Consider the following 21,726-nt stretch of genomic DNA (forward strand, 5'->3'; position numbering starts at 1 on the left):
CCCCAAATGCGATAAAAAAAAGTGATCACTTTTCCCGAATTTATTTACCCTCACTTAACATTCCCTTAAGGTTGTTCACAAATTTGAAAAGAAATTTTAATCGTCATTTAACATTCATCGCATACAATACTAGTAGAAAGACAAAACAAGGAGTGAAACAAACATGCTCGTCTATGACATCGTAGTTAACGGAGAAATTAAAGAAACGATTAAGCCTCGTAAAAATCGCTTGAAAGAGATCTACAGCTTTATGTTGGAGCAAAGCAAACTTATGAAAGTTAAATATGGTGAAAATGTTAAAATTAAAGGCCGCATGGTGTATTAGGATTAGCTTCCTAACTTCACTAGCGGCCCTTTTTTTGCTGGAATCACATTAAACAATTCCTTTCCGATGAAGAACAGTTAACAAACGATAAAAATCGTAGCTGCCATGGTCCGGCGTGTCGATCAATCCCGCTTTGACAGCTGCCTCTACAGCAGCCTCGGCCCATTGCGGTATGGCTTCCAAGGCCATTTGCCCCTCTAATGCGGCAACTCTATTTTGCAGTGCAGTTAATTGCGCTTGCAGCTCTTCGAGCATATTCGTAACCTCCTCATCATAGCGAGTCAAATTGTTCGCTTGTATAATCGAATTCATCTTAGCTGCATAGGCGGGATCAGTAGCATAGCCGCTGTTTTGCAGTGCTAACGTCTGCTCACCTGGATCCCTTGCTGCTCGAACACCGGCATACCTGGCCGCCTGAAAAAAGAGATCTTGATCACGAAACCCCAACTCAATCGAAGAGTACGCCCGAAAGTCACCAGGCACATTATCAACCCTTGTTCCATCGATGACTTCCCAAGTCACAGCGGAAACTCGATCACCTTGCCAATAAGGCGTCAGTATCCCGCTGCCCACTTTATAACCGACCAGATTATTCCACGCATTCACCTTCCCACCCGTCTCCAAAATCGCCTGCGCGATTCGCACCGATGGATAAATAGCGGAACCCTCCATGCGCAGCTTCACTGCAATCGGCGCCACGAGATCAATAAATGCCTCTCTTGTTGCCATGTGATCACCTCCTTCTAGCTTGCTAGCATTTCCTTTCTATGTATTCTATTCTTGTGCCAGCTTAAAAGGTTCATCTAAAGACACAAAAAGGCAAAAAAAGCATCCAGTTTATTAAACTGAATCCTTTTCCATTGTCATTACTTAAAATCCCTCAAAACTAGCACCTATTGTCTAACGATTGAATAGATATACACAAAACTAGCAAACAAAAAAACGATAAAATTTATCAAGCTTATTCTTCTCTTATTTTCTTTATATTCAGAGATACTTAAAAATAAAAAAAGCAGACTTATAAGCAGCACCGTCGTATTGCTGTTGCCTTTAAATGGATTCGTCAGGACCATACTAGCATTAATAATTAGACCTATCGTTATTAATAAACTAACAACTCGAAATCCGTTCATTCTTTTCAACATAGATAACAGTCCTCACTTCCACCTCTTATAACCCCTTTATATTCCATATCATCCATTATATCATTAATTACAGTTTCTAGTTGGGAATGCACTCAATAAACTTTTCGACCTCATCCTATTTTAATTAAATTCCTCAGCAACTTTCTTAATATACATGTTCCTTTTTATAAGAAACCCCTTCATGTAGCGTTGTAAGAAAAGTACATCCGCAAGCTTCCCTAACCAGCCCATAGGCGAGGTGTAATCAAATACATCAATCATCTGGGTACCGTTCTCTGTCGTATAGAACTCATGTGTATGCCTAAACCTCTTGAAGGCACCACGAACCTGCTCATCGACGAAGCGAAGAGGATAGTCCATTTCAGTTATCTTAGCTGTTAGACGCTGCTTAACGCCAAAATGAACGGCCTCCCAGGTAACGGTTTGACCGCATTCAATTAAGCCGCTTGTCACGCCTCCAACTGCTCTTTCATTAGTTTGGGATGTTGATTGTGCGTGGATATCAATGCTTCTAGCCATGTCGAAGCAAGTTTCGATGGGGGCATGGATGTGGAGTTCTGTTTTGATGATTGGCATACAGGCTCACTTTCTAATCATGCTTATTTAGTCTTATTATAAATGAAAAAAAACGGATCACCAATGTATTGGAGACCCGTTTTTGAAGTTACTTATTATAGTATACAACGCCTGTAACTGTGCTTGTTTTTCCATAGCTGTTAGAAGCAACGATCTTAAATGGATTAGTACCTACCTGCAGTCTGATATCCTCCGAGAAAGATCCGTCATAGCTTGTGACGTATATTTTACGGTCATTCAAAAAGATCGTTGGCTTGTTGTCATTCTTATCCGTCACTGTACCCGAAATGGTAACTGTAGAAAGCGATGTGTTTACTGGATAATAGTTAAGTTTAATCACTGGTGCCGCGATTTCAAAAATAATTCTTTTGGTAATCGTGGTAGTCTTCCCGTTATTGTTTGAAGCTGTAATGGTAAACGTATTTTCCCCTTCTTCCAGTTTGAAGTCCTCGGAAAAAGTGCCATTGTAAGAAGACAAGTATACATTCTTATTGTTGATCATTACCGTTGGATTGTTGTCATTTTTATCTTTAACTGTTCCCGTAATGGTAACCGTTTTAGCCGTTGACTTTTCAGGCAAAGTATTGATAGTAATTGCAGGTCCACCAACATTAAGCGTTATTTTCCTAACAACGGTCGTAATCTTGCCAAGTTTATTTTCCGATTTAAAAGTAAGTGTGTTTTCACCCTCTACCAGCTTCACTTCCTCTGAAAATTCCCCGTTATAACTGGACACATACAGTTTTTTATCGTTAAGGTATACGGTTGGATTGTTGTCATTGATATCTTTAACGGACCCCGAAATCGTGATAGAATCCTTCTGCGTTGTCTCTGGGATTGCATTCACTTTCAGGATTGCTCCATCAACACTGAATGTCACTTTTTTGGTAATGACGGTCTCTTTATCGGCCTTGTTTTTCGCTTTAATCGTGAGTGTATTTTCACCTTGCTGCAATTTCACTTCTTCAGAGAAATCACTGCTGTAGCTAGAAAGATAAGCTTTTTTCCCATTTACATATACGGTAGGTTTGTCATCATTTACATCTGTGACCTTTCCAGACACTGTAATATGGTCAACATTGACTGTTTCTTCAATATCATCAAGTTTAAGGACCGGACCACTGGTTTTGTAGGTAATGCTTTTTTTGACAGTCCTCGTTTTACCGCTTGGCAGCTTGGCAACGATGGTCACATCCTGCTTACCCTCTTCATTTAGTTTAAAGCCTTCTTTAAAAGTACCGTTATCTGTGGGGATAACTGTTCCATTGATAGACACCTTCGCATCACGATGCGTTGTACCGGAAACATAATAAGTGCCATTTTCCGTCGTTTCAGGCATGCTTACTTTTAACTCTGGTCCATCTGACTGATCTTGAGCCGAAGATTTAATTACGCGGTATAGCAGCGTCGCTACCTCAGCACGTGTGATTGGATTTTCTGGACGGAACGTACCGTCCTCGTAACCGCTGATTAACTTTTTTTCTGTCGCGATGGCAACATAATCCCGAATACCATAGGAAATATCCGCCGCGTCATAAAATTGATGTGAAAGGATATCCGCATTTTGAAGATCAGCCGAAGAATAGCCTAGTACCTTCACTAAAGCGACGGCAACATCCTCCCGGGTTGCTTTGGTTTCCGGACTGAAGAAAGGTATGCCCTTAGGAGGGAAATATCCGGTCATAAACTCCTTAGTGGACTCCACATAGGAATAAGACCATTTATCTCGAGTTACATCGGAATAGGACGGAGTCCCCGGATTCTCCAAGTTCAGAGAGAAAGTTAGCGCGATAAGCTTGGCAAACTCTTCACGAGTAATCGATTTTTCCGGTTTAAAGGAAGAGTCCTCATAACCGCCGATGATTCCTTTTCGCGCCATATCATAGATGGCATCATTGGCCCAGTGGTTTTTTACATCCACGAATATTATGTTCTGATTGATTACACCCCCGTTAACTGCTTGGTTCTGAAGAACATTTTCAGCATAAACGAAAGAGGTAGAAGAAATTAAAGTAAAGACTAATAGGGCACATAACCATTTGCTCAGTGTTTTCAAAATGAGGTTCCTACTTTCTATGAAGATATTTCACTGTCCTACTAGAAGATTAGCTGTGACTTTTGGACTAGTGCAGTTGTATTTATTCGACAAGAAATATGAATCCCCTCTTTTTGGAAAATAGCCTATACCGCAGCATACATAAAATAGGAATCATCCTACCAACTTCGAGGTTTTCATCTGCAATCTTATTTCATCTTGCTATTGATCTCATGTAACAACTGAATGATTTGGGAGAAACCAAAAATAAATGCGGCACTAGTGATACCGCTCCCCCACCAAATAAAAGCAGCAGACCATCTGAAACTGCTGCTATACGTTTCATTTCCAGCAGAATAGCCAAGAATTAATGCGACTATAAGTTCTATGCAGGCAATAGCTATTAAGATACTTACTATTATGCTTGCAAAATTTCTTTTCTCATAAGACATAGAAGACTTAGGGTTTCTCACAAAATCTGGCTTCCCATAGAAGTTCATTCTCTCTCTACTTTGTTTTTCTTTTTGCTCTGATAAATGGATTTGGCATAGCCCTATCTCGATAGGCTGATTTTCACAACCATCAACTGAGCATGCTGAATTAGCTAACGACATTCTCTCACCTCTTCATAATTATAAAAGATTGACAAAAAGTGCATCATTTTTTCCTTTTTATACAAACAACAGCACTTTAGAACTATGTAATACTGGATTACATTGGTATAGGATCCATTATATAAGGATATGGAACTACTTGGAAAGAGCTTGAAGAGGAGTTTTTAAATCTCATGCAGATAAACATCTTGAATTCACTAGATGGTGGAATAACTAAAACAGTCAAGTTAGGTGTAAACAGATGAATCAAATGGTTTATAAGACATTAGAAAGCTTAAAAGTGCGTATAGCTATGTACCTGATTCTGAATGAAAGGGCTACCCTAAATGGATAGCCTATCGCTCCTTATGTAATAAAATTGCTGTTTTATGATTATGTAATTAGTAACTATTCACTTCATAACGTAGTGTGGAAATGTGTATTCAGTTAAACTCAATATCAAGGGCCACGTTTTCAATACTTCCCGATCCATTAAACTGACTTATCTGTTTAAATTTGAAATAGATTCCCATGTTCAGCTTTGAGCGTGGTGATAATTGTATACTCACTGGTTCTAGTTCAATTCCTTCAAAGGACTCTTTCATGTCTTTCCAATAGTTCGTCTTTGCGATATTAGGAATAACTGATATGACCATAGATTTGCCGCTGTAGTTCACTAACGTTAAATTACAAGACATACTACCTAAGGTTTCTGGATTTGAGTGAAAGGTACATTTGCTCTTCTTCTGGTAATAGGTTATGGCATCCAACCCCGAAGAATTAAATTTTATCAAATACATCATTTTATCAGTAACTGTGGGGTATACAAAGATAAAAGCAATAACGATGAAAATCAGTCGTCTCATGAATGAGGGGTACACATTGTTCAGGTAGAATCTACTGTATTTATATCCAATCAAAAATAGTGGTAATCCAATAAACATCGTATAGTGGATATTGATACCTGGTTCATACTCGTTTGACCAAGTAGGGATTCCAAGTTTGATTAAACATGAATCAGCGAGCGAATACCCCAAATGATGATTCAATGTAAAAACTAATGAAAATAGAATTAGCAGTAAAAATGCGAACCCTTTTATTACTTGGCGCTCCTTTTTGTTGACACTTATTTTCATCCATCAACCCACTCTCAACATAAAATCGTGCTCCGCTTGAACAAACGCAATAAATAGCTCTTTTTTCCAATGAGTTATCGCCCAAAAACTAAGTAATCGCAAAAAGAACTTGCATTAAACAAATGAGTTATTTTCCTTTTTATTCCTATTGTACCATCTGACGTATAGTATAGTTGAGAATTTATCGTTCAAACTGATTTTGAGGCCGAATAAAAGCAACAATTAGGCGAATGCAGATAGTCCACTCTTCTTTCCTTCTTTTTAAGCACAAAAAAAACCTCCCACACCAAGCATGGAAGGTTCAAAATCAGCAACCTAGAATCGTATTCTATGGTTGTGTTCATTCAATTCACTTAAAAACACCCAAACCCCAATTAAGCCTCAACCTTATCGTCACACTTCTCAACCAAGCCCTCTTCATCCTTCACTTTGAAGGAAGAGCCACAACCACACGAAGCTACCGCATTCGGATTGTTGATGGAGAAGCCGCCGCCCATGCCTGCGTCCGTGTAGTCGATTTCCACACCGTATAGATATTTGGAGCTATCATCATCTACAACGACCTTCAGGCCATGTATGTCAAATACTTTATCGTCATCCTTCTGCTCATCGTCGAAGCCCATGCCGTAAGAGAAACCACTACAGCCTCCAGCCTTGACTCCAAGGCGCAGAAACAGGTTCGAAGATTCTTCAGATGCTAGAAGCTCTTTGATTTTATCAGTCGCTGATTCACTAATGTTAATCATAACGGAAATCCCTCCTTAGAAGTTCTCTTTGTAAGAAAACTGGCATTATCCATAAGATTTCGTAATGCTTACTAACAAGTATACTCCTAATCCCTGTATAGCTCAAGGGCAGCAGCTTAGCTTAGACTAGCCATTACTGCCATTAACTTACTGCTTGGGTCGCATCGCATAATACTGCAAAAGCAATCGATCCAGCTCACGGCTGCACTGCTGTACTTCGGGGTGCAGAAAACCGTATGTCGTACCGAGGGAAACCATCTGTCCTCTCAGCTGCTCAATTTCTATATTCAATCGTTCCTGCGGTTCGGTCACGAATAATGGCATCACGTTATATTCACCTTTTAACCCTACGTAATCACATTGCAATAGTATACAGGAATTTGGTATTATTGGGAATAACATTTTCAGAAAATACATGATTTTTTTGTCGCTTTTGTGAGATTGTCAATTTATCTTCATCATCATGATGTTGCCCCTCCCAATGCGGAGGTTTATAATAGAATAGATGGTTTGTACGTTTATGAAGCAAACGGGTGTGAATTCCTGAACCGAACTGGCTGACAGGTATGCGAGCCACTTACACCGCAAGGCGCATTGGATTCTTACTGAAGTTCGATGCGCCCATTCAGTATGAGCTTTATTTTGTATTCATAGGAGGAGTTAGAATGAGTGTGATCACCACAGACCCGATCAAACGGATGGCAGAAATTGCTGAGAAGGTTGAGAACGGTCAGCGTCTTAGCATGGAAGATGGGCTCTTTTTGTATGAGTCCGACGATCTACTGACAATTGGTCAATTAGCGAACAAGGTCAATACACGACTGAACGGGAATAAGGTTTATTTTGTACAAAACATGAGCTTGTACTTCACGAACGTATGTGAGGAGCATTGCGCTTTTTGTCATTTCCGCCGCGATGAAGGGGAAGAAGGCTCCTACACGTTAACGCCAAGTCAAATGTTGGATTATGTGGCTGAGAATTTCAACCCGGAAATTCGAGAGTTTCATATTAGTCAAGGGCATAACCCACACTTACCATTTGAATATTACGTCGATTGTATTCGTCAATTAAAAGGGGCTTATCCCGATGTCACGATTAAAGCGCACACCGCGGCCGAAATTGAGTTTTTCTCACGGATCAGCGGTCTTAGCTACCGAGATGTCCTCAAAACGCTTATGGATGCAGGCTTGTCCACGCTTCCCGGCGGCGGAGCTGAAATTCTGACCGAACGCTACCGGACCAAAATGAATGTTGAAAAAGCGTCCTCTGAAGAATGGCTTGATGTTCACCGCAATGCTCACCTTCTTGGAATGAAGACTCATGCCACTATGCTGTATGGTTCCATTGAAACCAAAGAAGAGCGCATCCGTCATATGATGTTGCTGCGTGAGCTGCAAGACGAAACAAACGGCTTCCTTGTCTTTATTCCGAACTCCATTCAACCGGCAAGTAAAAATGCAGGTCTCAAAAGACGCGTTCCCGCTTGGGATGAGCTGAAGACCATTGCGATCAGCCGGTTAATGTTAGATAACTTCCCTCATATTAAGGCTTATTTCATCAATATCGGGGTCAAATTAACCCAGCTTTCCTTCGCTTTCGGAGCTTCCGATGCACATGGAACGATTGTGAAAGAGAAAATTTCCCATGCAGCCGGCGCGTTATCTCCTGAAGGACTTACGCGGGATGAGCTTGTCTGGTTAATTCAAGGCGCAGGACGTGTTCCCGTTGAACGCGACACCTTTTATAATGAAATCAAAGTTTATTAGTCATACTAGAGAAGAGATATCGTTCAGAAGGGATATTGGATAGCATGAAAAAGTTTGTCATTCTCGGAGGAGGTTATGGCGGTTTGACCATAGCCTTAAACATGTTGGAAAAGGATTTACCGGAGGACACCATCCTGGAGTTGATTGACCGGAGCCCTTTTCAAGGACTCAAAACAGAATATTACGCGCTTGCCTCAGGCACGATTGCGGAAACGCATATTCGAGTTGCGTATCCGGATGATCCGCGGCTGCTTCTTACGTATGGGGAAGTTTCCTCAGTTGACTTGAACAACAAACAAATTTTATTTGCTGATAAAGAACCGATTTCCTACGATTGGCTGGTTATTGGGTTAGGCTGTGTAGATAGCTACCATGGCATCATTGGTGCTGCTGAGCATTCTTCCAGTATTCAGACATTAGCACAAACACGTGCTACGTATCAGCGCATTAACAACATCGCGCCTTATGGGCAAGTCTCTATTATCGGGGGCGGTTTAAGCGGTGTTGAAATGGCAGCTGAGCTGCGGGAAAGCCGTGCTGATCTGAACATTCGGTTGATTGATCGCGGACCAAGCTTACTCTCGGCTTTCCCAAGCAATCTGCAGCAATATGTGCGTGAATGGATGACGGAGCATCATATTGAGCTTCGCACACAAGTTTCGTTAGTTCGTCTGGACGGCGGGGATTTGTACAATCAGGATGAAATTATTCGAACAGATGCTACGATCTGGACAGCCGGCATTCAACCCAATCCGATTGTGGAAGCTTTGAACGTTCCGAAGGATCGTCAAGGCCGCATCGTGCTCAATGAATATCATCAAATTGCTGAATATCCAGAAGTCTACGTTGTTGGAGACTGTGCGTCACTGCCCTTCTCTCCAAGTGCGCAAGCGGCGCAAGCGCAAGGCAAGCAAATTGTGGAAGCCATGCAAGCCATTTGGAAAGGCGATACACCACGTCTTGGCAAAATTAAGCTCAGAGGAACGCTTGGTTCGTTGGGTAAAAAGAGCGGCTTCGGCATCATGGGCAAGCGTACGTTAATGACTGGTAAAATTGCCCGAATGCTCAAAAGTGGTGTGCTGTGGAAATCCAAGCGCCACTTCGGGTAAGCTAGTCCCCAAGAAGATCGTACATCGCTTCGATTTCCTTGATTTTCTGCACAATGCGTTCATGAAGAGCTTCTGCGCTTTCGGCTGCTACAATTTCTCCGTTCAAAAGCGCATAAGGCTCCATATAACATTGCCCGCAATTGCCCAGGCAGCCGTATTCGATAACGTCATAATCAGGATCCAGCTCCAAAGCTTTCATGACTTTGTCCGTGCCATGGTGCATATTGCTTGCGCAAAACTCGATAATTGGTCTCATAATAAAAATTCCACCTTACTACTGATATTCTAGTTGAAAACCATTTTCATTTAATCAGTATTGTAATATAATAATAAAAGAAAGGAGATGAATCAAATGACTGAAAAAACAAAAGAAGTAATTTATGATGAAGTCCTTGAGGTTTTAGATAAACTACGTCCTTTTCTACAACGCGATGGCGGTGACGTTGATCTCGTTGATGTAGAAGACGGTATTGTGAAGCTTAAACTCATGGGTGCCTGCGGAAGCTGCCCGAGCTCAACAATTACGTTGAAAGCCGGTATTGAACGTGCGCTGGTTGAAGAAGTTGAAGGTATAACCGAAGTCGTACAGGTATTCTAATACGACTATATCATAAGAAAGAGCTTACCTCTATGGTAAGCTCTTTTTGCTATGGGCAGTGCGCGTTAATTCTTGCGCTGGTTAAGTACGGGCAATGGCTGTATCGGATCCAAGCCACCTGATATGTCCATAATATTTCCTGTGATGAAATCAGAAGCAGGCAAGCATAGAAAATCAATAACGCGGGCTACATCTTCGCCCGTCCCCGGTCTTCCTACCGGCGTTTCGCCATCCACTTCCAGTCGTGCTTCTTCCATCGTCCGTTCTTTGTTCTTGCCGCGGATATCGCCCGGACAGATCATGTTAACGGTAATCCCGTGGCTGGCTTCTTCTTCCGCCAAAGTTTTCGTGAAGGAAACTAAGCCAACCTTAGCCGCTGCATACACGGCTCTATGTGTCCATCCCCTTGCTTCGGCTGCTTTGCCAAAACCAAAGTGGATAATGCGTCCCCACCGCTTCTCCCGCATCATGGGCAGCACCAAATGATCCAGCTCCATCACGCCTAACAGATTGCCGCGCATCAAATATTCAATTTCATCGACACCATAATCGGCGAAAAACCGCCGCTCGCGAAAGAAGGGCCCCGCATTATTAACGAGAATATCAATGGGCCCCAGCGCTGAATTGGTCTGCTCGACAATGCGAACTATGTCCTCGCGTTTGGCTACATCCCCTTGCACGGCCAGACTGCGAACGCCCAGGCTTTCCAAGCGCTGAACGAGCTCGGCGGCTTCCTTTTCGCTGTTCACATAATTGACAGCCACCTGACAGCCCCGCTGAGCCAGGGTTAAAGCGGTCATTTTGCCGAGTCCTTTGGCGCTGCCTGTAATAAGAACCGTGCGGCCTCTTAATTCCATGGTCAACTTACCCCTTTGCTACATTTGCCGTAATATAAGTAAACGCTATAAGTAAGGTTCGGCATGCCATATCAAATCCCTGCTGAAGATCAGCAACGTTGGAATGGACATTTTCAACATGAATCCGATCTCCGGGATACGGCTCTTTTTGCATAAGATCATCGAGCATCTCCGCATTGATATAGTGAATTTCCATATTGCGTTGATTGCGAAGGCGATCCAGCGGGGCTTTGTGATCCATTTTGAGATTGTACAACTGAACTTCCAAGGAGCCGTGAATATGTTTCTCATGCATCCGGCGCAGCACAGTAAAGTATGAAAACCGCGATTTCAATGTCTCTGTTTTCAGCTCAAAGAGATCATTCATAAACGTGCCCAATTTATCTAAAATAGAAAACAAGCGAATGAACGCATTTTTATAAAAGTAAACGAAACGATGGTAGGCTTCGATTTCTGATGGCTCCATTTCCTCCAAAAATGCTTTATGAATAAGCTCCGCGTATTTCTCGCAGCAATATTTGCTCTGCTCCAGCTCATCCAAAGCATCAATAAAGCCTTTGCTCCAGATCGCCTGCCTGTGATACTTGGGATAATCCGCGGCTGAGTGGTTGCTCTCCTTGGATTCCAGCAAATCCATATAGGCTCTAACCGCATTGCCGGCTTCCAAAAGAAGTCCGCTATCGATTCGTTTTGGCTCGTTGAACAAGATTCGCAGCACGTAAGCACCCCCTTTTAGAATCTAGAGACCGTTTTGCTTGATTACAGGTTCGTTGTCTGTTCGCTGCGTTGAGCGCGTTTAATTGTCTGAGCACGATCCCGCTGTACCAGATACATCGCTGTCAACACACCGATACCGCCCAGACATTGAAATATGGAAATGGATTCGTATAGAAAAAAGTACCCGGCAATCGCCGCTGTCACAGGCAGCAAGTACCCATAGGCCGAAGCCTTGAAGGGTCCCAGCTTCGATAAACTCCAATTATGCAAAGAGAACCCGACAGCTGTTGCCAGAATAGACGTATAGATGAGGCTGATCCAGCCTGTTGTTGAAATGGAGGCGAAATAAGCAGCGTCTGCGCGCATCAGTACGAAAGGAAGCAAGGAAAGAGCGCCTGCTGTCATTTCGAAGGAAATCAACAGCGGCAACGGATATTTCAGGACCAGACGATTCATCCCAATCAAATAAATAGCCCCCATGACACTCCTCATCAATAATAAAATGTCACCCCGGAGTGTTGCTCCCCCCAGATGAAAACCCTCTGCCCCGCCCGAGACGATGACAATCACGCTAAAAAGCGCTAAGGGTATGCCTACGCAGATACGCCAGGTCAATCTTACTTGACGGGCAAGTACAGCAATGAGCACCGTAATCACTGGCATGAAGCCTCTGCCTAGAACAGCGCCATTCGCTGAGTTGGAGAACTGCAGCGCATATTGCAATAGAGCTTCCATGCCAACCGCATTAAGCACGCCTAGAGCACAGATAAGAAGGAGATCCTTGCCTGCGATCTGCATCTTCAGCGAGCGCGATCGATAATAGCAGTAAGTATAGACCCAGAGGATCGGAATCATACTTGCGAAGCGGAGCCCGTTGAACACAAGGGAATCCCATTCTCTCCCTCCGATTTTCAAAGAAGCGAGATTAATCCCCCACAATATATAGACGATGACAAATCCTGCATGCGGATAAAATGAGCGTAACCGTTCGTGACTCATACGAAATATTCTCTCCATCTGCGGTCGACAAGCTCCACAATGTCTTCCCGCGGGAACAGCTCATCTGGGTATCCTGGCTTCATGCGAGCGTCAATGACGATCGGCACTTCGTAGGCGATGTGATGACGATTCACACAAGACTGTGCATACATGTCGCTTGCAGGATTAAAGCGTGTGAACACCGTCCACAAGAACTTGCTTTGGTCGTTTGCAATGCCGCTGGCATCATCGACGAGTATAACCAGCGGCCATTCGGTGAGCCGGCTTGCCGCATTCGCCAGCAAGCGGTGAGGCAGTTCCGGCTCCGCCGCGTAAGACGCGCCTGAGACAAGCAGACAGCCGCCGCAATAGACGGCGATATCTTCGATTTCAGGCAGCTCTCCCGCGGTGTAGGCTCTTGGCAGCTCGCGCACAGGGTCCCCTGTGCCGAGAAGCACAGCTTTGCTGCCGTGATTGAGCTGGCCGTCTGTATAATCAAGCGTATCCTGCGATGTTTTGTTGAAAATGAACAAATCACGACCTGGGTTGAATCGTTCGAGCACTGTCTCCAGCAGCTCGCTGAAGTTGGCCAAGATCGTCGGCTTGTCTGTAACGATCAAGAATTTGGTGAGTGACAGCTGACCCTCACCCAAGATCCGGAATGCCGTGCCAAGCGCCTCACGGCTATAGCTCTCGCGGACGACGGCAGCGGCTAACGGGTGGAACCCGGTCTCCGCGTACGTCCACAGGTGTTGGACCCCGGGCATCGCCACTGGAAAAGCGGGCTCCAGCAGTCTTTGCAAGAATTCGCCAAGAAAGTAATCCTCTTGGCGCGGTTTGCCGACGATCGTCGCCGGATAGATCGCGTCTCTGCGGTGCCATACATGATTCACCTTGAATATGGGGAAATCATGGGCGAGCGAGTAGTGCCCGAAATGAGCGCCAGCCCTTCTTGTATGCGGCGGAACGACGCCGCATAGCGCGAACTCCGCCTCGGCGACGAGGCGGTGCCCCCCATGGGGATTCTCTACCATGGGGAGCTTCTGCCCGAGAATGAGCGAAGCGAGCATCAGATCGGGCAAGTGCTCGGGCACCGGCGCAATCGCCGAGGCGATGAGCGCAGGCGGGCCGCCGAGGAACACGGTGACGGGCAGCGGCTTCTGCCGCTTCTCGGCTTCGTGGTAGTGGAAGCCGCCGCCTGTATGCATCTGCCAGTGCATCCCGGTCGTGACGTCATCATACACCTGCATGCGATACATGCCCAGGTTATGATGGCCGCCGTCCGGATGCTCGGTGTAGACAAGCGGCAGCGTGACGAACGGGCCGCCGTCTTCTTGCCAGCTCGTTAGGTGCGGCAGGCCGGCGAGCGGGTTGTCCCGTCTAAAGCCGCCGAGAATCGGCGCTTGGTTAGGCTGTATTTTCTTCGTGCCGACCTTGAGAAGGTCCATGATCAAGGCTCTCTCGCCCCAGAGTGCTTGCGGGGTAGGCGGCAACAATGTGCTTGTGGCATTGATAAACGCTTTCATGAATTGCTCTGGCTTCGGGCCAAATGCAAGATCAACCCGTCGAGTCGTTCCGAAAAGGTTCGAAACAACAGGGAAGGAGCTGCCCTTGACGTTCGTGAACAGCAAAGCTGGACCTTGCTCGTCAATGACGCGACGATGAATTTCCGCGAGCTCCAGATTCGGATCGACGGGAGCCGATATTTCGATCACTTCATTTTCGCGGCGCAAAATATCCAGAAATGCACGTAAATTCGTTGGTGTCACGTATGTTCCCCCTTTAATCATTGAAATAAAAAGAAAGGAAAAAGAAAAGGAAATAGCCTTCCTTAAGAAGGCCTCCTTTTCCACCAAAGCACCTTGCCGCGCCGTGCTTCCAAGGAGCCCGCCCGTCAGGCATTAAGCTTTGCGGTCATATAAAGTTAGTACGCATAGATAGCATAAGAATCCAAACATGCAAGCCACGATAACCGCATGCACCATCCCGGCAAATAAATAACCAACCTCATTGCCCATGGACCACGTGACAACCGCTCCGCTGAGCACTTGTAGCGACACCAGGATCAGCGACCATTTGCTGCCAAAACGCAGCTTGTCTGAATTCTGATAATAACGCTTTGCTTGCAAGTAAAGGAACAGAATACAAATAAATAACAGTAAAGCCGCTATGCGGTGGGTAAAAACAATACCTGTAGCGCCGCTAAGCTCCGGAATAACCTCGCCGTTGCATAAGGGCCAGCCCGAACAGCCTCCCGATGAAACGGTGTGGCGCACAAATGCGCCAAGATATACGACAACATAGCTGTACACTGTAGTAATCCATACAAGAGCTTTGAAGCCGCTGTGGATGCTCGTATCTCTCTTGAATTGTCCCCACGAAGTAAATACAAGCGCTAGGAGTAAGGAAAACGCAAAAGCCAATAAAGACAGTCCAAAATGAAGCGCCAGCACCAGAGAAGACTGCGGCCAAACGACAGCCATGGCGCCCATTGCTGCTTGAATCAGTGTCATCAATACCGTAGCTGAAATAAAAAACTTGGCATCATTACGTTTCACATATCGAAAAACAAGAATGAAAGTAGCAACCAGAATTAAGGTCACGATGCCTACAACCAAGCGATGGCTGTATTCAATAAGCGATGAAATTGTATGTGCCGGAACGAATTGCCCATGGCACAGCGGCCACTCATCTCCGCAGCCTCTGCCTGCGTCTGCCTTTGTTACCAAGGCGCCCATAGCAAGAATAAGAAACATGCCGATGGCGGAAAGATTGGCTAATCTTTGGATCAGTTTTTGCATGATTGCACCTACTTTTATGTCGTGACTTCTGTTCATCATGTCGAATAGTGGAGTTCCGATTTCAATTATAGCTTTAAAAACTTGGCAAATCCATTCGCAATTGTTACAAAGCTCTGAAACCAAGCCAAACGCGGCTCTGATGTTCATCATCTATTCAATGTTTCAACTTTGGGGACAAGGGTAAGTAGAAGTTGAGCACGAAAATAAGGGGCACGGCTAGTCCCCGCCAAAACGATCACAGGAGGTTTTATCTATGAGTAAACACATTATCGGTGTCTTTCATTCAGAAACAGAAGCCATACAGGTGATTAACAAACTCAAAAATGAAGGCTACAGTTCCGATGATATCTCAGTAATCGGCAGAAATAACGAAGGCTTAAGTCAAATTGAGGATGCAACGGAAACCAAAGCGGAAGAAGGTCTTGCAACTGGTGCCGCTTCAGGTGGTGTGCTTGGTGGCGTTACCGGGCTGCTCGCAAGTATCGGCGCACTCGCCATTCCGGGCATAGGTCCTCTTATTGCCGCCGGACCTATTGTAGCTACTTTGACCGGAGCCGCAATTGGTGCTAGTGCAGGCGGACTTGTCGGCAGTCTAATCGGTTTGGGGATTCCTGAAAAAGAGGCTGCCACGTATGAGGCTTATATCAAAGATGGTAAAATTCTCGTTCTCGTCGAATCGGACGCTGTCCGCGATCCCAGAGTGTACGAGACGTTTCGCAACCATCAATCCCTGAATGCTGATACTTACAGTCCAGAATATGGCTATAGAACATAAGCATATGCATATGCTTGCCTGAGAAGAGGGGAGACTGCCTTTTGGGCAGGCTCAGGATGCAAACTGCTGCTTCCCGCCGCTGAGACGGCGTTTTCGGCTGGCTCAGCCTTCTTCTCTTGCCTTTTCTCTGCTTTTGGCGCCTGAGACTGCCTTTTGGGCAGGCTCGGGCAGCAAACTGCTGCTTCCCACCGCTGAGACGGCGTTTCGGCCGGCTCAGCCTTTTTCTCTGCCTTTTCCCTGCTTGGGCGCTCGAGAAAGCCATTGCTGCCGGCTCAGCCAACACTCCCTGCCTTCCCGCCGCGAAGCCGCCACTCACAAAACAAAAAATCTCTCTTACCAACAATCAGGCCAGAGCCCATTGTACAGATAAGAGAGATTTTCGATTGCCTTTTAAGAAGGCAATGCACCGGAAACTTCAATTGCGCGATCAAGGAACTGCTCGATTTCTTCGTGTGTTTTGCGCAGCTTGTTGACGAAGCGAACGAGTTCTTTGCCTTCACGGAAAGCAATAAAGCTTGGAATGCCAAGGATGTTCAACTGCTCACAGAGATCCGGGACTTCATCGCGGTCCAGTTCAATGAAGGTAATGCGTCCTTCATAAGCTTGCTCGACTGCTGGCATGAAGGGATCGATATAGTGGCAGTCTTTGCACCAGGTTGTTTTGAAGATAGCGACGGTTAACGTGGACTGCGAGATTTGTTCTTGAAATGTTTGTTCATTAGAAACTTTCAACATAGCGGACACCTCACTGCTTAGGAATTTATTCACTTATAGCATGCCCCGAAAGCCGTGTCAAGTTCATGGGGAGCCGTCTCGTTTCCTTTTATCAACATTTACATTTAAAGTAAAAAGTGATATCATTTAAATATCAAAACAATATGTTAAACGAGAAAGGGTGCTGCCCGCATGAAAGAAACAAGCGCTTGGTCAATTAATGGATTTCTTGGATTATTATTATTTGTAATTGGTGCTGGAGCTGGTGTTCTGCTTCTTACGCAAGAATATATCGTTTCCGGGATTGTTCTCATTGTGGTTGGCATTATTTTCGTGTCGAACATTACTGCCGTGCAGCCGAATGAAGCTTCTGTCATCAATTTCTTCGGCAGTTACAAAGGAACCATTCGAAAAAGCGGACTTTGGTTAATTATCCCTTTTTCCACTCGGAAGAAAATTTCATTGCGTGTGCGCAATTTTAACAGCGTAAAGCTGAAAGTGAATGATATTGAAGGCAATCCAATTGAAATTGCAGCTGTTGTTGTGTTTAAGGTTGTGGACACTTATAAAGCGCTCTTCGATGTGGATAGCTATGAGAAGTTCGTGGAGATTCAAAGCGAAACCGCCCTTCGCCATGTCGCCAGCAAGTATCCGTACGATCGCTTTGACAGTGACGGCTACTCCCTAAGAGGCAATGCAGATGAAGTTGCCGCAGAGCTGAGTCTTGAGTTGCAGCATCGCCTTTCCGTTGCTGGTGTTGAGGTAATCGAATCGCGCCTTACTCACCTTGCTTATTCGACGGAAATTGCCAGCGCCATGCTTCAGCGTCAGCAAGCTTCCGCCATTTTATCAGCTAGACAAACCATTGTTGACGGGGCCGTTGGAATGGTGCAAATGGCTATCGCGCGTTTGGAAGCTGAAGGTCTTCAATTAGATGAAGAAAGAAAAGCGGCCATGATTAACAATCTACTCGTTGCGATTGTATCGGACCGTTCAGCGAGCCCGGTCATTAATACCGGTACGCTGTATTAACAGGACCCGTTATGGCTCCTAAGAAAAACTTCGCACTCCGCCTTGATCCCAAGCTCTATGAAGCTTTGGAGCGTTGGGCGGAAGATGAGTTTCGCAGTGTAAACGGCCATATTGAATATGTTTTGCGCGAAGCACTTCATCGTTCCGGGCGGCTGTTAAAACCAGGACTCGAACCACCACAACCCAATCCAGAGAAGTCACAGGATTAACATAACGTACAAAAAACGCCTCCAAAACCACATCTTAAGTGGGAATGGAGGCGTTTTTCAGTGTTGGGAGGCGTTTCTAAGTTTGTAGGTTTCTAAGCTTCTGAATGAGGGTACTTAGACGTATATACAAAAAAAAGGAGAGATGCAGCATGCCAAAAACCACCTATTGGGTTAGCGTCGGCAGGCAAGAAGTCGTTCCCGCTGGCGAAGCCGTCATCCGTGAGAACTATGAATTTGAAATTCGCGCCGAAGAGGCTGGACATCTTCAGCTCCAAGAGCAATTTCAAGCGATGAAACTAGTTGATAAGCAATTGATAAACCGGGCACGAACACCCTATTTCACCGTTAGGTCGGAAATCGAAAGTTCACTCATATCGGGACTTCCTCTACGCTCAACAACACCTTCATAAACGGTCTTTTTGGTGTCTAAGTCGATTATGGCTGCTGCGGGATTTAACTTCCCTAACATTAATATATATGCACGATTATTCACGATTTGGGTTATTCTTGCCTGGCCCCATTTGATTTGCATAGTCTGAAGCTCCAGCTTCGCATCACTCTTAATCTTATTTTCTGCCAGATCGTATCGCATAACCTGTGACGGCTCAGATTCCGAAATTAAGGAAATATACAGATCATCGCCAACTTGTTGAATGGTTTGATCCTCTACTTTTGGCTTCATCAGAAGCTCATGTATAGACTCATTAAGAATCTTCGTGAGCTGTCCCTTCCAAATGTCATAAACGAATATCTCGCGATTCACCAGTTTTCGGTTGTCTTCGTTTCCATCTTTCCATTCATATGTGCGTTGATCAAAGATCTCGTAACGACTTGATTTCAAGAAGTCACTTGCTCCCCTATACGAGACAACTGACTTCAGCTTATCTTCTTGCTTGGCCCCTGTTTCGATCCGCTCGTGCGCGACAACCATTTTCTTGTCGAGATCAATCGTGTACATGTGATATTCCGGATTCTTAAATACTTGCCTACTACCGGCCAATTGCTGCTGGAAAACAATGAGCACTTTCATCGTTTGTCCTTTGATTTGCACATCGCAAATGCTGATAAAATCATCTTCGTTTTTCTTGATTTGTACCTTGAAAGCCGCACTGTTTTTCTTCTTGCCTTTATCATATAGAGCTATATCGAGAATATCCGACTGCCCTTTATCTAGATCATACTGGTAATCAGACCCTACATAACCAATGACGTTGTCATCTTCAAAAAAGGCGCTCCTATCCTGCTTTCCTCGCATGAAAGAACGATGTTCCTTCAGAAGCTCTTTGAGTTCATCCTCATAATAATAAGAGAAATCCATTTTTGCCAAATACGACTGATGATCGTTAGGATACTCACTTCCCTTGGTTGTAACGGCGATCGGTTCCGCCTGATATCTTCCTTTGACCGCAAGCCCTGCAGCTTCTTCTTCCTTGCCTGTCAGCATCTTTAAGTAATAGTCCGGTTTTGGTCCTTGCACAGCACCAACATAATGAAAGCTGATTGAACCAAGGCTAACTACAAGTAATACCAAAAGCATCCAATAACGCTTCATGATTGCACCTCCTTTATACGGTTACTTTTTTACGTAATAGATATGAACTCAACCATAATGAAACAGCTGTAAGACAAAGACCAATGACAGCTTGATACAACAGAACTTCGCTTGGAAACCAGGTATCGGTAGGCCATTTATTTTCAACAAGGTAAGGTAATATAAGTACAACGACAGCTGCCGCACTATATAAGAATCCAGCCACAATGCCTTTCAATCGATAGCTGCGTTCCAACAAAATTCCTGTAAATAGAATGACAACACTCATCACCCCTGCGCCGTAATACAATACAAACTCGATGAAATCAGAAGGCAGCAGCATATGGATGAACCGATTGCGCCCAATCAGTTCAGCGATCGTGATAGGCTGTCTCCATTCGTTTGGAATCAAGCTGTTAAATAAGGCTAATTGAACAGGAAGCAGCACAAATTGCAAAGCCACGAATCCCCAAACGTATAGAACGATGGCAGTCAGCTTAGCCAGATACACGTTCATTCTGGACGTAGGGAGCATAAGCAGCCTATAGGCAAACGTATTTTTGCCCAGCCATTCCTTATACCATGTCCAAAAAATATAGATAAAAATTGTCACAGCACATAAGGCAATCGAACCCTCGAACCAAATGGATTGGAGGCTGTCCGTCATTTTGGCTGGGGTGAACTGCTCGCCATACTGGATGGCAGTCAAGGATTTCCGCTCCATCGTAATTTCTGCACTGCTTAAGTATGCTCTGGCGTTTAGCCATATCCCAAAAAACTGGGCCACTATAATGAGCAAGCCCAACACACCAAATATTTTGCTAAACCGGACGACTTCCCAGTTCAACAGTTTGCTGTACCTATTCATGTTACATACACCTCTCTCATGACATCCACCACCGATTTGCCCTCCTGGGAGCGCATCTCCTCCGCATCGAACTGCTTCATCACTCGACCGCTATCCAGAAGAACCACTTGATCGATCAAATGTTCGATGTCATGAATTTCATGCGTCGTTATAAGAACCCCGCGGTCTTCAATCAGATGACTTGTGAATACGCTTGTGATCTGTTCTCTGCTGAAAATATCAATACCAGAGAATGGCTCATCCATGAGCAGATAATCGGCATCCAGCGACAACCCCAGCAGCAGATTAACTTTGGCTGAATTTCCTTTGGATAAATTCCCGATGCGCTCATTTGCCTTCAATTTGAAAAAAGTGAGCAGCTCTTGTGCGCGATTCTGGTTCCAATTCGAATAGAAGTCTTGCATGAACTGCATCCCATCTTGAATTTTTAAATGCGGAGGCATGGTTAGGGTATCCGGTATAAACACGACTTTTTCATAGGCTTTTTTATCTAATGGGTGTCCATCAATACGGATCTGACCGCCTTGAATAGGCGTTAGTCCCATGATTGCTTTCATGATCGTAGATTTCCCAACACCATTAATACCGATCAGACAAGTGATTTGGCCTTTGCCAGCTGTGAACGAGACCTCATCCAACACTCTTTTGCGGCCGTATGCCTTCACAATCTTGTCAATTTCAATCATGCTGCGCCCCCCTTGCCCGTTCGGATTCATACTTCTCTTTCACGAAGCGAAGCAGCTCATCCGTCGGCAGCTCGATCTTCTTGATCGATTGAACGAATACCGCAACAGCCTCTTGAATCAGCTCTTCGCGAATTGAGTTCAGTATTTGCTCATCTGTCGTAATCCGACTGGGAGAATTGCCTTCGGTTGTAATCAACTTCTGTTCCTCCATCTCTTTGTAAGCTTTTTGTGCCGTATTGGGATTGATCTGCAGCATTCCTGCCAGCTCCCTCCTTGAGGGGATCTCCCGTCCTGCCGCTAGCTTGCCAGTGGCGATTTCTTCTTTGAAATATCTGACAACCTGCAGATAAACCGGATCGCGGTTGTTAAACGTAATGTTCATCTATCCATCTCCTATGTTTACCCTAATCTATCAAGCCGAACTCGAGCGTGTATTAACCGGTTAATACACTACGAAGTGTACTATACACTTAATACACTAAAAGTGTCAAGCACTGTCTACACTTGCAGGGTATGCTCTGACAACGTA

Annotated in this window: 27 protein-coding genes; 8 read left to right on the top strand and 19 right to left on the bottom strand. The window is 44.8% G+C overall.

Going from position 1 to position 21,726, the window contains the following annotated elements; all coding sequences use genetic code 11:
• The first annotated feature begins 163 nt into the window (after nt 1-163).
• Nucleotides 164-325 (top strand): mechanosensitive ion channel protein MscL, encoded by a 162-nt coding sequence (locus BC351_RS05900; protein WP_079409801.1) that lies wholly within the window; start codon nt 164-166, stop codon nt 323-325.
• A gap of 48 nt (nt 326-373) precedes the next feature.
• Here the strand turns inward: BC351_RS05900 and BC351_RS05905 are convergent, their stop codons facing one another.
• The 8 genes from BC351_RS05905 to BC351_RS05940 form a co-directional block, all read right to left on the bottom strand.
• Entirely contained in the window at nt 374-1,054 is a 681-nt protein-coding gene (locus BC351_RS05905) for a glycoside hydrolase family 73 protein (protein ID WP_079409802.1), read from the bottom strand.
• 164 nt (nt 1,055-1,218) lie between these two features.
• Entirely contained in the window at nt 1,219-1,470 is a 252-nt protein-coding gene (locus tag BC351_RS44265) for a DUF3953 domain-containing protein (protein WP_079409803.1), read from the bottom strand.
• Between the two features lie 120 nt (nt 1,471-1,590).
• The gene (locus BC351_RS05915) at nt 1,591-2,046 is read right to left on the bottom strand and encodes an SRPBCC family protein (protein WP_079409804.1); all 456 of its coding nucleotides are present in this window, start codon (nt 2,044-2,046) and stop codon (nt 1,591-1,593) included.
• Between the two features lie 88 nt (nt 2,047-2,134).
• On the bottom strand, nt 2,135-4,102 hold the full coding sequence (locus BC351_RS05920) for an S-layer homology domain-containing protein (RefSeq protein WP_079409805.1): 1,968 nt from the start codon (nt 4,100-4,102) through the stop codon (nt 2,135-2,137).
• Between the two features lie 188 nt (nt 4,103-4,290).
• On the bottom strand, nt 4,291-4,695 hold the full coding sequence (locus tag BC351_RS05925) for a hypothetical protein (RefSeq protein WP_079409806.1): 405 nt from the start codon (nt 4,693-4,695) through the stop codon (nt 4,291-4,293).
• A gap of 422 nt (nt 4,696-5,117) precedes the next feature.
• Nucleotides 5,118-5,810 carry a hypothetical protein gene (locus BC351_RS05930; protein ID WP_079409807.1) on the bottom strand — a complete coding sequence of 231 codons (693 nt, stop codon included), beginning with the start codon at nt 5,808-5,810 and terminating at the stop codon, nt 5,118-5,120.
• 374 nt (nt 5,811-6,184) lie between these two features.
• Nucleotides 6,185-6,556, bottom strand: coding sequence for an iron-sulfur cluster insertion protein ErpA (gene erpA, locus BC351_RS05935; protein WP_079409808.1), 372 nt, complete (start codon nt 6,554-6,556; stop codon nt 6,185-6,187).
• 147 nt (nt 6,557-6,703) lie between these two features.
• Nucleotides 6,704-6,880 (bottom strand): aspartyl-phosphate phosphatase Spo0E family protein, encoded by a 177-nt coding sequence (locus tag BC351_RS05940; RefSeq protein ID WP_079409809.1) that lies wholly within the window; start codon nt 6,878-6,880, stop codon nt 6,704-6,706.
• A gap of 341 nt (nt 6,881-7,221) precedes the next feature.
• Between BC351_RS05940 and mqnE the strand changes: the two genes are divergently transcribed.
• A complete protein-coding gene (gene mqnE / locus BC351_RS05945; RefSeq protein ID WP_079409810.1) occupies nt 7,222-8,322 on the top strand; it encodes an aminofutalosine synthase MqnE in 1,101 nt (366 codons plus the stop codon).
• Nucleotides 8,323-8,366: 44 nt separating this feature from the next.
• On the top strand, nt 8,367-9,431 hold the full coding sequence (locus tag BC351_RS05950) for an NAD(P)/FAD-dependent oxidoreductase (protein ID WP_079409811.1): 1,065 nt from the start codon (nt 8,367-8,369) through the stop codon (nt 9,429-9,431).
• A 1-nt stretch (nt 9,432) separates the two neighbouring features.
• Here the strand turns inward: BC351_RS05950 and BC351_RS05955 are convergent, their stop codons facing one another.
• The gene (locus BC351_RS05955) at nt 9,433-9,687 is read right to left on the bottom strand and encodes a YuzB family protein (RefSeq protein WP_079409812.1); all 255 of its coding nucleotides are present in this window, start codon (nt 9,685-9,687) and stop codon (nt 9,433-9,435) included.
• A 96-nt stretch (nt 9,688-9,783) separates the two neighbouring features.
• Between BC351_RS05955 and BC351_RS05960 the strand changes: the two genes are divergently transcribed.
• Nucleotides 9,784-10,029: a NifU family protein gene (locus tag BC351_RS05960; RefSeq protein WP_056829608.1), complete on the top strand. Its 246-nt coding sequence runs from the start codon at nt 9,784-9,786 to the stop codon at nt 10,027-10,029.
• 65 nt (nt 10,030-10,094) lie between these two features.
• On the opposite strand, the gene BC351_RS05965 is transcribed toward BC351_RS05960, so the two are convergent.
• The 5 genes from BC351_RS05965 to BC351_RS05985 form a co-directional block, all read right to left on the bottom strand.
• The gene (locus tag BC351_RS05965; protein ID WP_079409813.1) at nt 10,095-10,886 is read right to left on the bottom strand and encodes an SDR family oxidoreductase; all 792 of its coding nucleotides are present in this window, start codon (nt 10,884-10,886) and stop codon (nt 10,095-10,097) included.
• A gap of 7 nt (nt 10,887-10,893) precedes the next feature.
• The gene (locus BC351_RS05970) at nt 10,894-11,604 is read right to left on the bottom strand and encodes a Cthe_2314 family HEPN domain-containing protein (protein ID WP_079409814.1); all 711 of its coding nucleotides are present in this window, start codon (nt 11,602-11,604) and stop codon (nt 10,894-10,896) included.
• Nucleotides 11,605-11,645: 41 nt separating this feature from the next.
• Nucleotides 11,646-12,602: a DMT family transporter gene (locus BC351_RS05975; RefSeq protein WP_079409815.1), complete on the bottom strand. Its 957-nt coding sequence runs from the start codon at nt 12,600-12,602 to the stop codon at nt 11,646-11,648.
• Nucleotides 12,599-14,350 carry a UbiD family decarboxylase gene (locus BC351_RS05980; protein ID WP_144028287.1) on the bottom strand — a complete coding sequence of 584 codons (1,752 nt, stop codon included), beginning with the start codon at nt 14,348-14,350 and terminating at the stop codon, nt 12,599-12,601. The genes BC351_RS05975 and BC351_RS05980 overlap by 4 nt, the downstream gene beginning before the upstream one ends.
• Nucleotides 14,351-14,482: 132 nt before the next feature.
• Nucleotides 14,483-15,382, bottom strand: coding sequence for a COX15/CtaA family protein (locus BC351_RS05985; protein ID WP_079409816.1), 900 nt, complete (start codon nt 15,380-15,382; stop codon nt 14,483-14,485).
• Nucleotides 15,383-15,635: 253 nt separating this feature from the next.
• Between BC351_RS05985 and BC351_RS05990 the strand changes: the two genes are divergently transcribed.
• The gene (locus BC351_RS05990) at nt 15,636-16,157 is read left to right on the top strand and encodes a general stress protein (protein ID WP_079409817.1); all 522 of its coding nucleotides are present in this window, start codon (nt 15,636-15,638) and stop codon (nt 16,155-16,157) included.
• A gap of 390 nt (nt 16,158-16,547) precedes the next feature.
• On the opposite strand, the gene BC351_RS05995 is transcribed toward BC351_RS05990, so the two are convergent.
• The gene (locus BC351_RS05995; protein ID WP_079409818.1) at nt 16,548-16,892 is read right to left on the bottom strand and encodes a thioredoxin family protein; all 345 of its coding nucleotides are present in this window, start codon (nt 16,890-16,892) and stop codon (nt 16,548-16,550) included.
• 171 nt (nt 16,893-17,063) lie between these two features.
• Here BC351_RS05995 and BC351_RS06000 point away from each other — a divergent pair, with 171 nt between their 5' ends.
• The 3 genes from BC351_RS06000 (at nt 17,064) to BC351_RS41395 (ending at nt 18,522) form a co-directional block, all read left to right on the top strand.
• Nucleotides 17,064-17,903: an SPFH domain-containing protein gene (locus BC351_RS06000; protein WP_079409819.1), complete on the top strand. Its 840-nt coding sequence runs from the start codon at nt 17,064-17,066 to the stop codon at nt 17,901-17,903.
• A gap of 11 nt (nt 17,904-17,914) precedes the next feature.
• A complete protein-coding gene (locus tag BC351_RS06005) occupies nt 17,915-18,112 on the top strand; it encodes a type II toxin-antitoxin system antitoxin (RefSeq protein WP_079409820.1) in 198 nt (65 codons plus the stop codon).
• Between the two features lie 149 nt (nt 18,113-18,261).
• Nucleotides 18,262-18,522 (top strand): hypothetical protein, encoded by a 261-nt coding sequence (locus BC351_RS41395; RefSeq protein ID WP_144028288.1) that lies wholly within the window; start codon nt 18,262-18,264, stop codon nt 18,520-18,522.
• Here the strand turns inward: BC351_RS41395 and BC351_RS06010 are convergent.
• Genes BC351_RS06010 through BC351_RS06025 form a run of 4 tightly spaced genes read right to left on the bottom strand, consistent with a single transcriptional unit; the run spans nt 18,447 to nt 21,579 of the window.
• Complete coding sequence (locus BC351_RS06010) at nt 18,447-19,664, bottom strand: hypothetical protein (protein ID WP_079409821.1); 1,218 nt, start codon at nt 19,662-19,664, stop codon at nt 18,447-18,449. The genes BC351_RS41395 and BC351_RS06010 overlap by 76 nt on opposite strands.
• Nucleotides 19,665-19,677: 13 nt before the next feature.
• The gene (locus BC351_RS06015) at nt 19,678-20,511 is read right to left on the bottom strand and encodes a hypothetical protein (protein ID WP_079409822.1); all 834 of its coding nucleotides are present in this window, start codon (nt 20,509-20,511) and stop codon (nt 19,678-19,680) included.
• Nucleotides 20,508-21,197, bottom strand: coding sequence for an ABC transporter ATP-binding protein (locus BC351_RS06020; RefSeq protein ID WP_079409823.1), 690 nt, complete (start codon nt 21,195-21,197; stop codon nt 20,508-20,510). The genes BC351_RS06015 and BC351_RS06020 overlap by 4 nt, the downstream gene beginning before the upstream one ends.
• Nucleotides 21,190-21,579, bottom strand: a complete 390-nt coding sequence (locus BC351_RS06025) for a GntR family transcriptional regulator (protein WP_079409824.1) — start codon at nt 21,577-21,579, stop codon at nt 21,190-21,192. Before BC351_RS06025 ends, BC351_RS06020 begins: the two co-directional genes overlap by 8 nt.
• Between the last annotated feature and the right edge of the window lie 147 nt (nt 21,580-21,726).

Origin of the sequence: Paenibacillus ferrarius, assembly GCF_002027705.1 — a bacterium.
Classification (GTDB): Bacteria; Bacillota; Bacilli; order Paenibacillales; family NBRC-103111; genus Paenibacillus_E; species Paenibacillus_E ferrarius.

Bases quoted from the DNA above. Each gene is read 5' to 3' on its own strand.
- BC351_RS05965 (WP_079409813.1), bottom strand. From the start codon at position 10,886: ATGGAATTAAGAGGCCGCACGGTTCTTATTACAGGCAGCGCCAAAGGA.
- BC351_RS05915 (WP_079409804.1), bottom strand. From the start codon at position 2,046: ATGCCAATCATCAAAACAGAACTCCACATCCATGCCCCCATCGAAACT.
- BC351_RS05940 (WP_079409809.1), bottom strand. From the start codon at position 6,880: ATGCCATTATTCGTGACCGAACCGCAGGAACGATTGAATATAGAAATT.
- BC351_RS06025 (WP_079409824.1), bottom strand. From the start codon at position 21,579: ATGAACATTACGTTTAACAACCGCGATCCGGTTTATCTGCAGGTTGTC.
- BC351_RS06005 (WP_079409820.1), top strand. From the start codon at position 17,915: ATGGCTCCTAAGAAAAACTTCGCACTCCGCCTTGATCCCAAGCTCTAT.
- BC351_RS06010 (WP_079409821.1), bottom strand. From the start codon at position 19,664: ATGAAGCGTTATTGGATGCTTTTGGTATTACTTGTAGTTAGCCTTGGT.
- BC351_RS06015 (WP_079409822.1), bottom strand. From the start codon at position 20,511: ATGAATAGGTACAGCAAACTGTTGAACTGGGAAGTCGTCCGGTTTAGC.
- mqnE (WP_079409810.1), top strand. From the start codon at position 7,222: ATGAGTGTGATCACCACAGACCCGATCAAACGGATGGCAGAAATTGCT.
- BC351_RS05995 (WP_079409818.1), bottom strand. From the start codon at position 16,892: ATGTTGAAAGTTTCTAATGAACAAACATTTCAAGAACAAATCTCGCAG.
- BC351_RS05905 (WP_079409802.1), bottom strand. From the start codon at position 1,054: ATGGCAACAAGAGAGGCATTTATTGATCTCGTGGCGCCGATTGCAGTG.
- BC351_RS06000 (WP_079409819.1), top strand. From the start codon at position 17,064: ATGAAAGAAACAAGCGCTTGGTCAATTAATGGATTTCTTGGATTATTA.
- erpA (WP_079409808.1), bottom strand. From the start codon at position 6,556: ATGATTAACATTAGTGAATCAGCGACTGATAAAATCAAAGAGCTTCTA.
- BC351_RS05955 (WP_079409812.1), bottom strand. From the start codon at position 9,687: ATGAGACCAATTATCGAGTTTTGCGCAAGCAATATGCACCATGGCACG.
- BC351_RS05985 (WP_079409816.1), bottom strand. From the start codon at position 15,382: ATGCAAAAACTGATCCAAAGATTAGCCAATCTTTCCGCCATCGGCATG.
- BC351_RS05960 (WP_056829608.1), top strand. From the start codon at position 9,784: ATGACTGAAAAAACAAAAGAAGTAATTTATGATGAAGTCCTTGAGGTT.
- BC351_RS44265 (WP_079409803.1), bottom strand. From the start codon at position 1,470: ATGTTGAAAAGAATGAACGGATTTCGAGTTGTTAGTTTATTAATAACG.
- BC351_RS41395 (WP_144028288.1), top strand. From the start codon at position 18,262: ATGCCAAAAACCACCTATTGGGTTAGCGTCGGCAGGCAAGAAGTCGTT.
- BC351_RS05950 (WP_079409811.1), top strand. From the start codon at position 8,367: ATGAAAAAGTTTGTCATTCTCGGAGGAGGTTATGGCGGTTTGACCATA.
- BC351_RS05930 (WP_079409807.1), bottom strand. From the start codon at position 5,810: ATGAAAATAAGTGTCAACAAAAAGGAGCGCCAAGTAATAAAAGGGTTC.
- BC351_RS06020 (WP_079409823.1), bottom strand. From the start codon at position 21,197: ATGATTGAAATTGACAAGATTGTGAAGGCATACGGCCGCAAAAGAGTG.
- BC351_RS05975 (WP_079409815.1), bottom strand. From the start codon at position 12,602: ATGAGTCACGAACGGTTACGCTCATTTTATCCGCATGCAGGATTTGTC.
- BC351_RS05990 (WP_079409817.1), top strand. From the start codon at position 15,636: ATGAGTAAACACATTATCGGTGTCTTTCATTCAGAAACAGAAGCCATA.
- BC351_RS05925 (WP_079409806.1), bottom strand. From the start codon at position 4,695: ATGTCGTTAGCTAATTCAGCATGCTCAGTTGATGGTTGTGAAAATCAG.
- BC351_RS05900 (WP_079409801.1), top strand. From the start codon at position 164: ATGCTCGTCTATGACATCGTAGTTAACGGAGAAATTAAAGAAACGATT.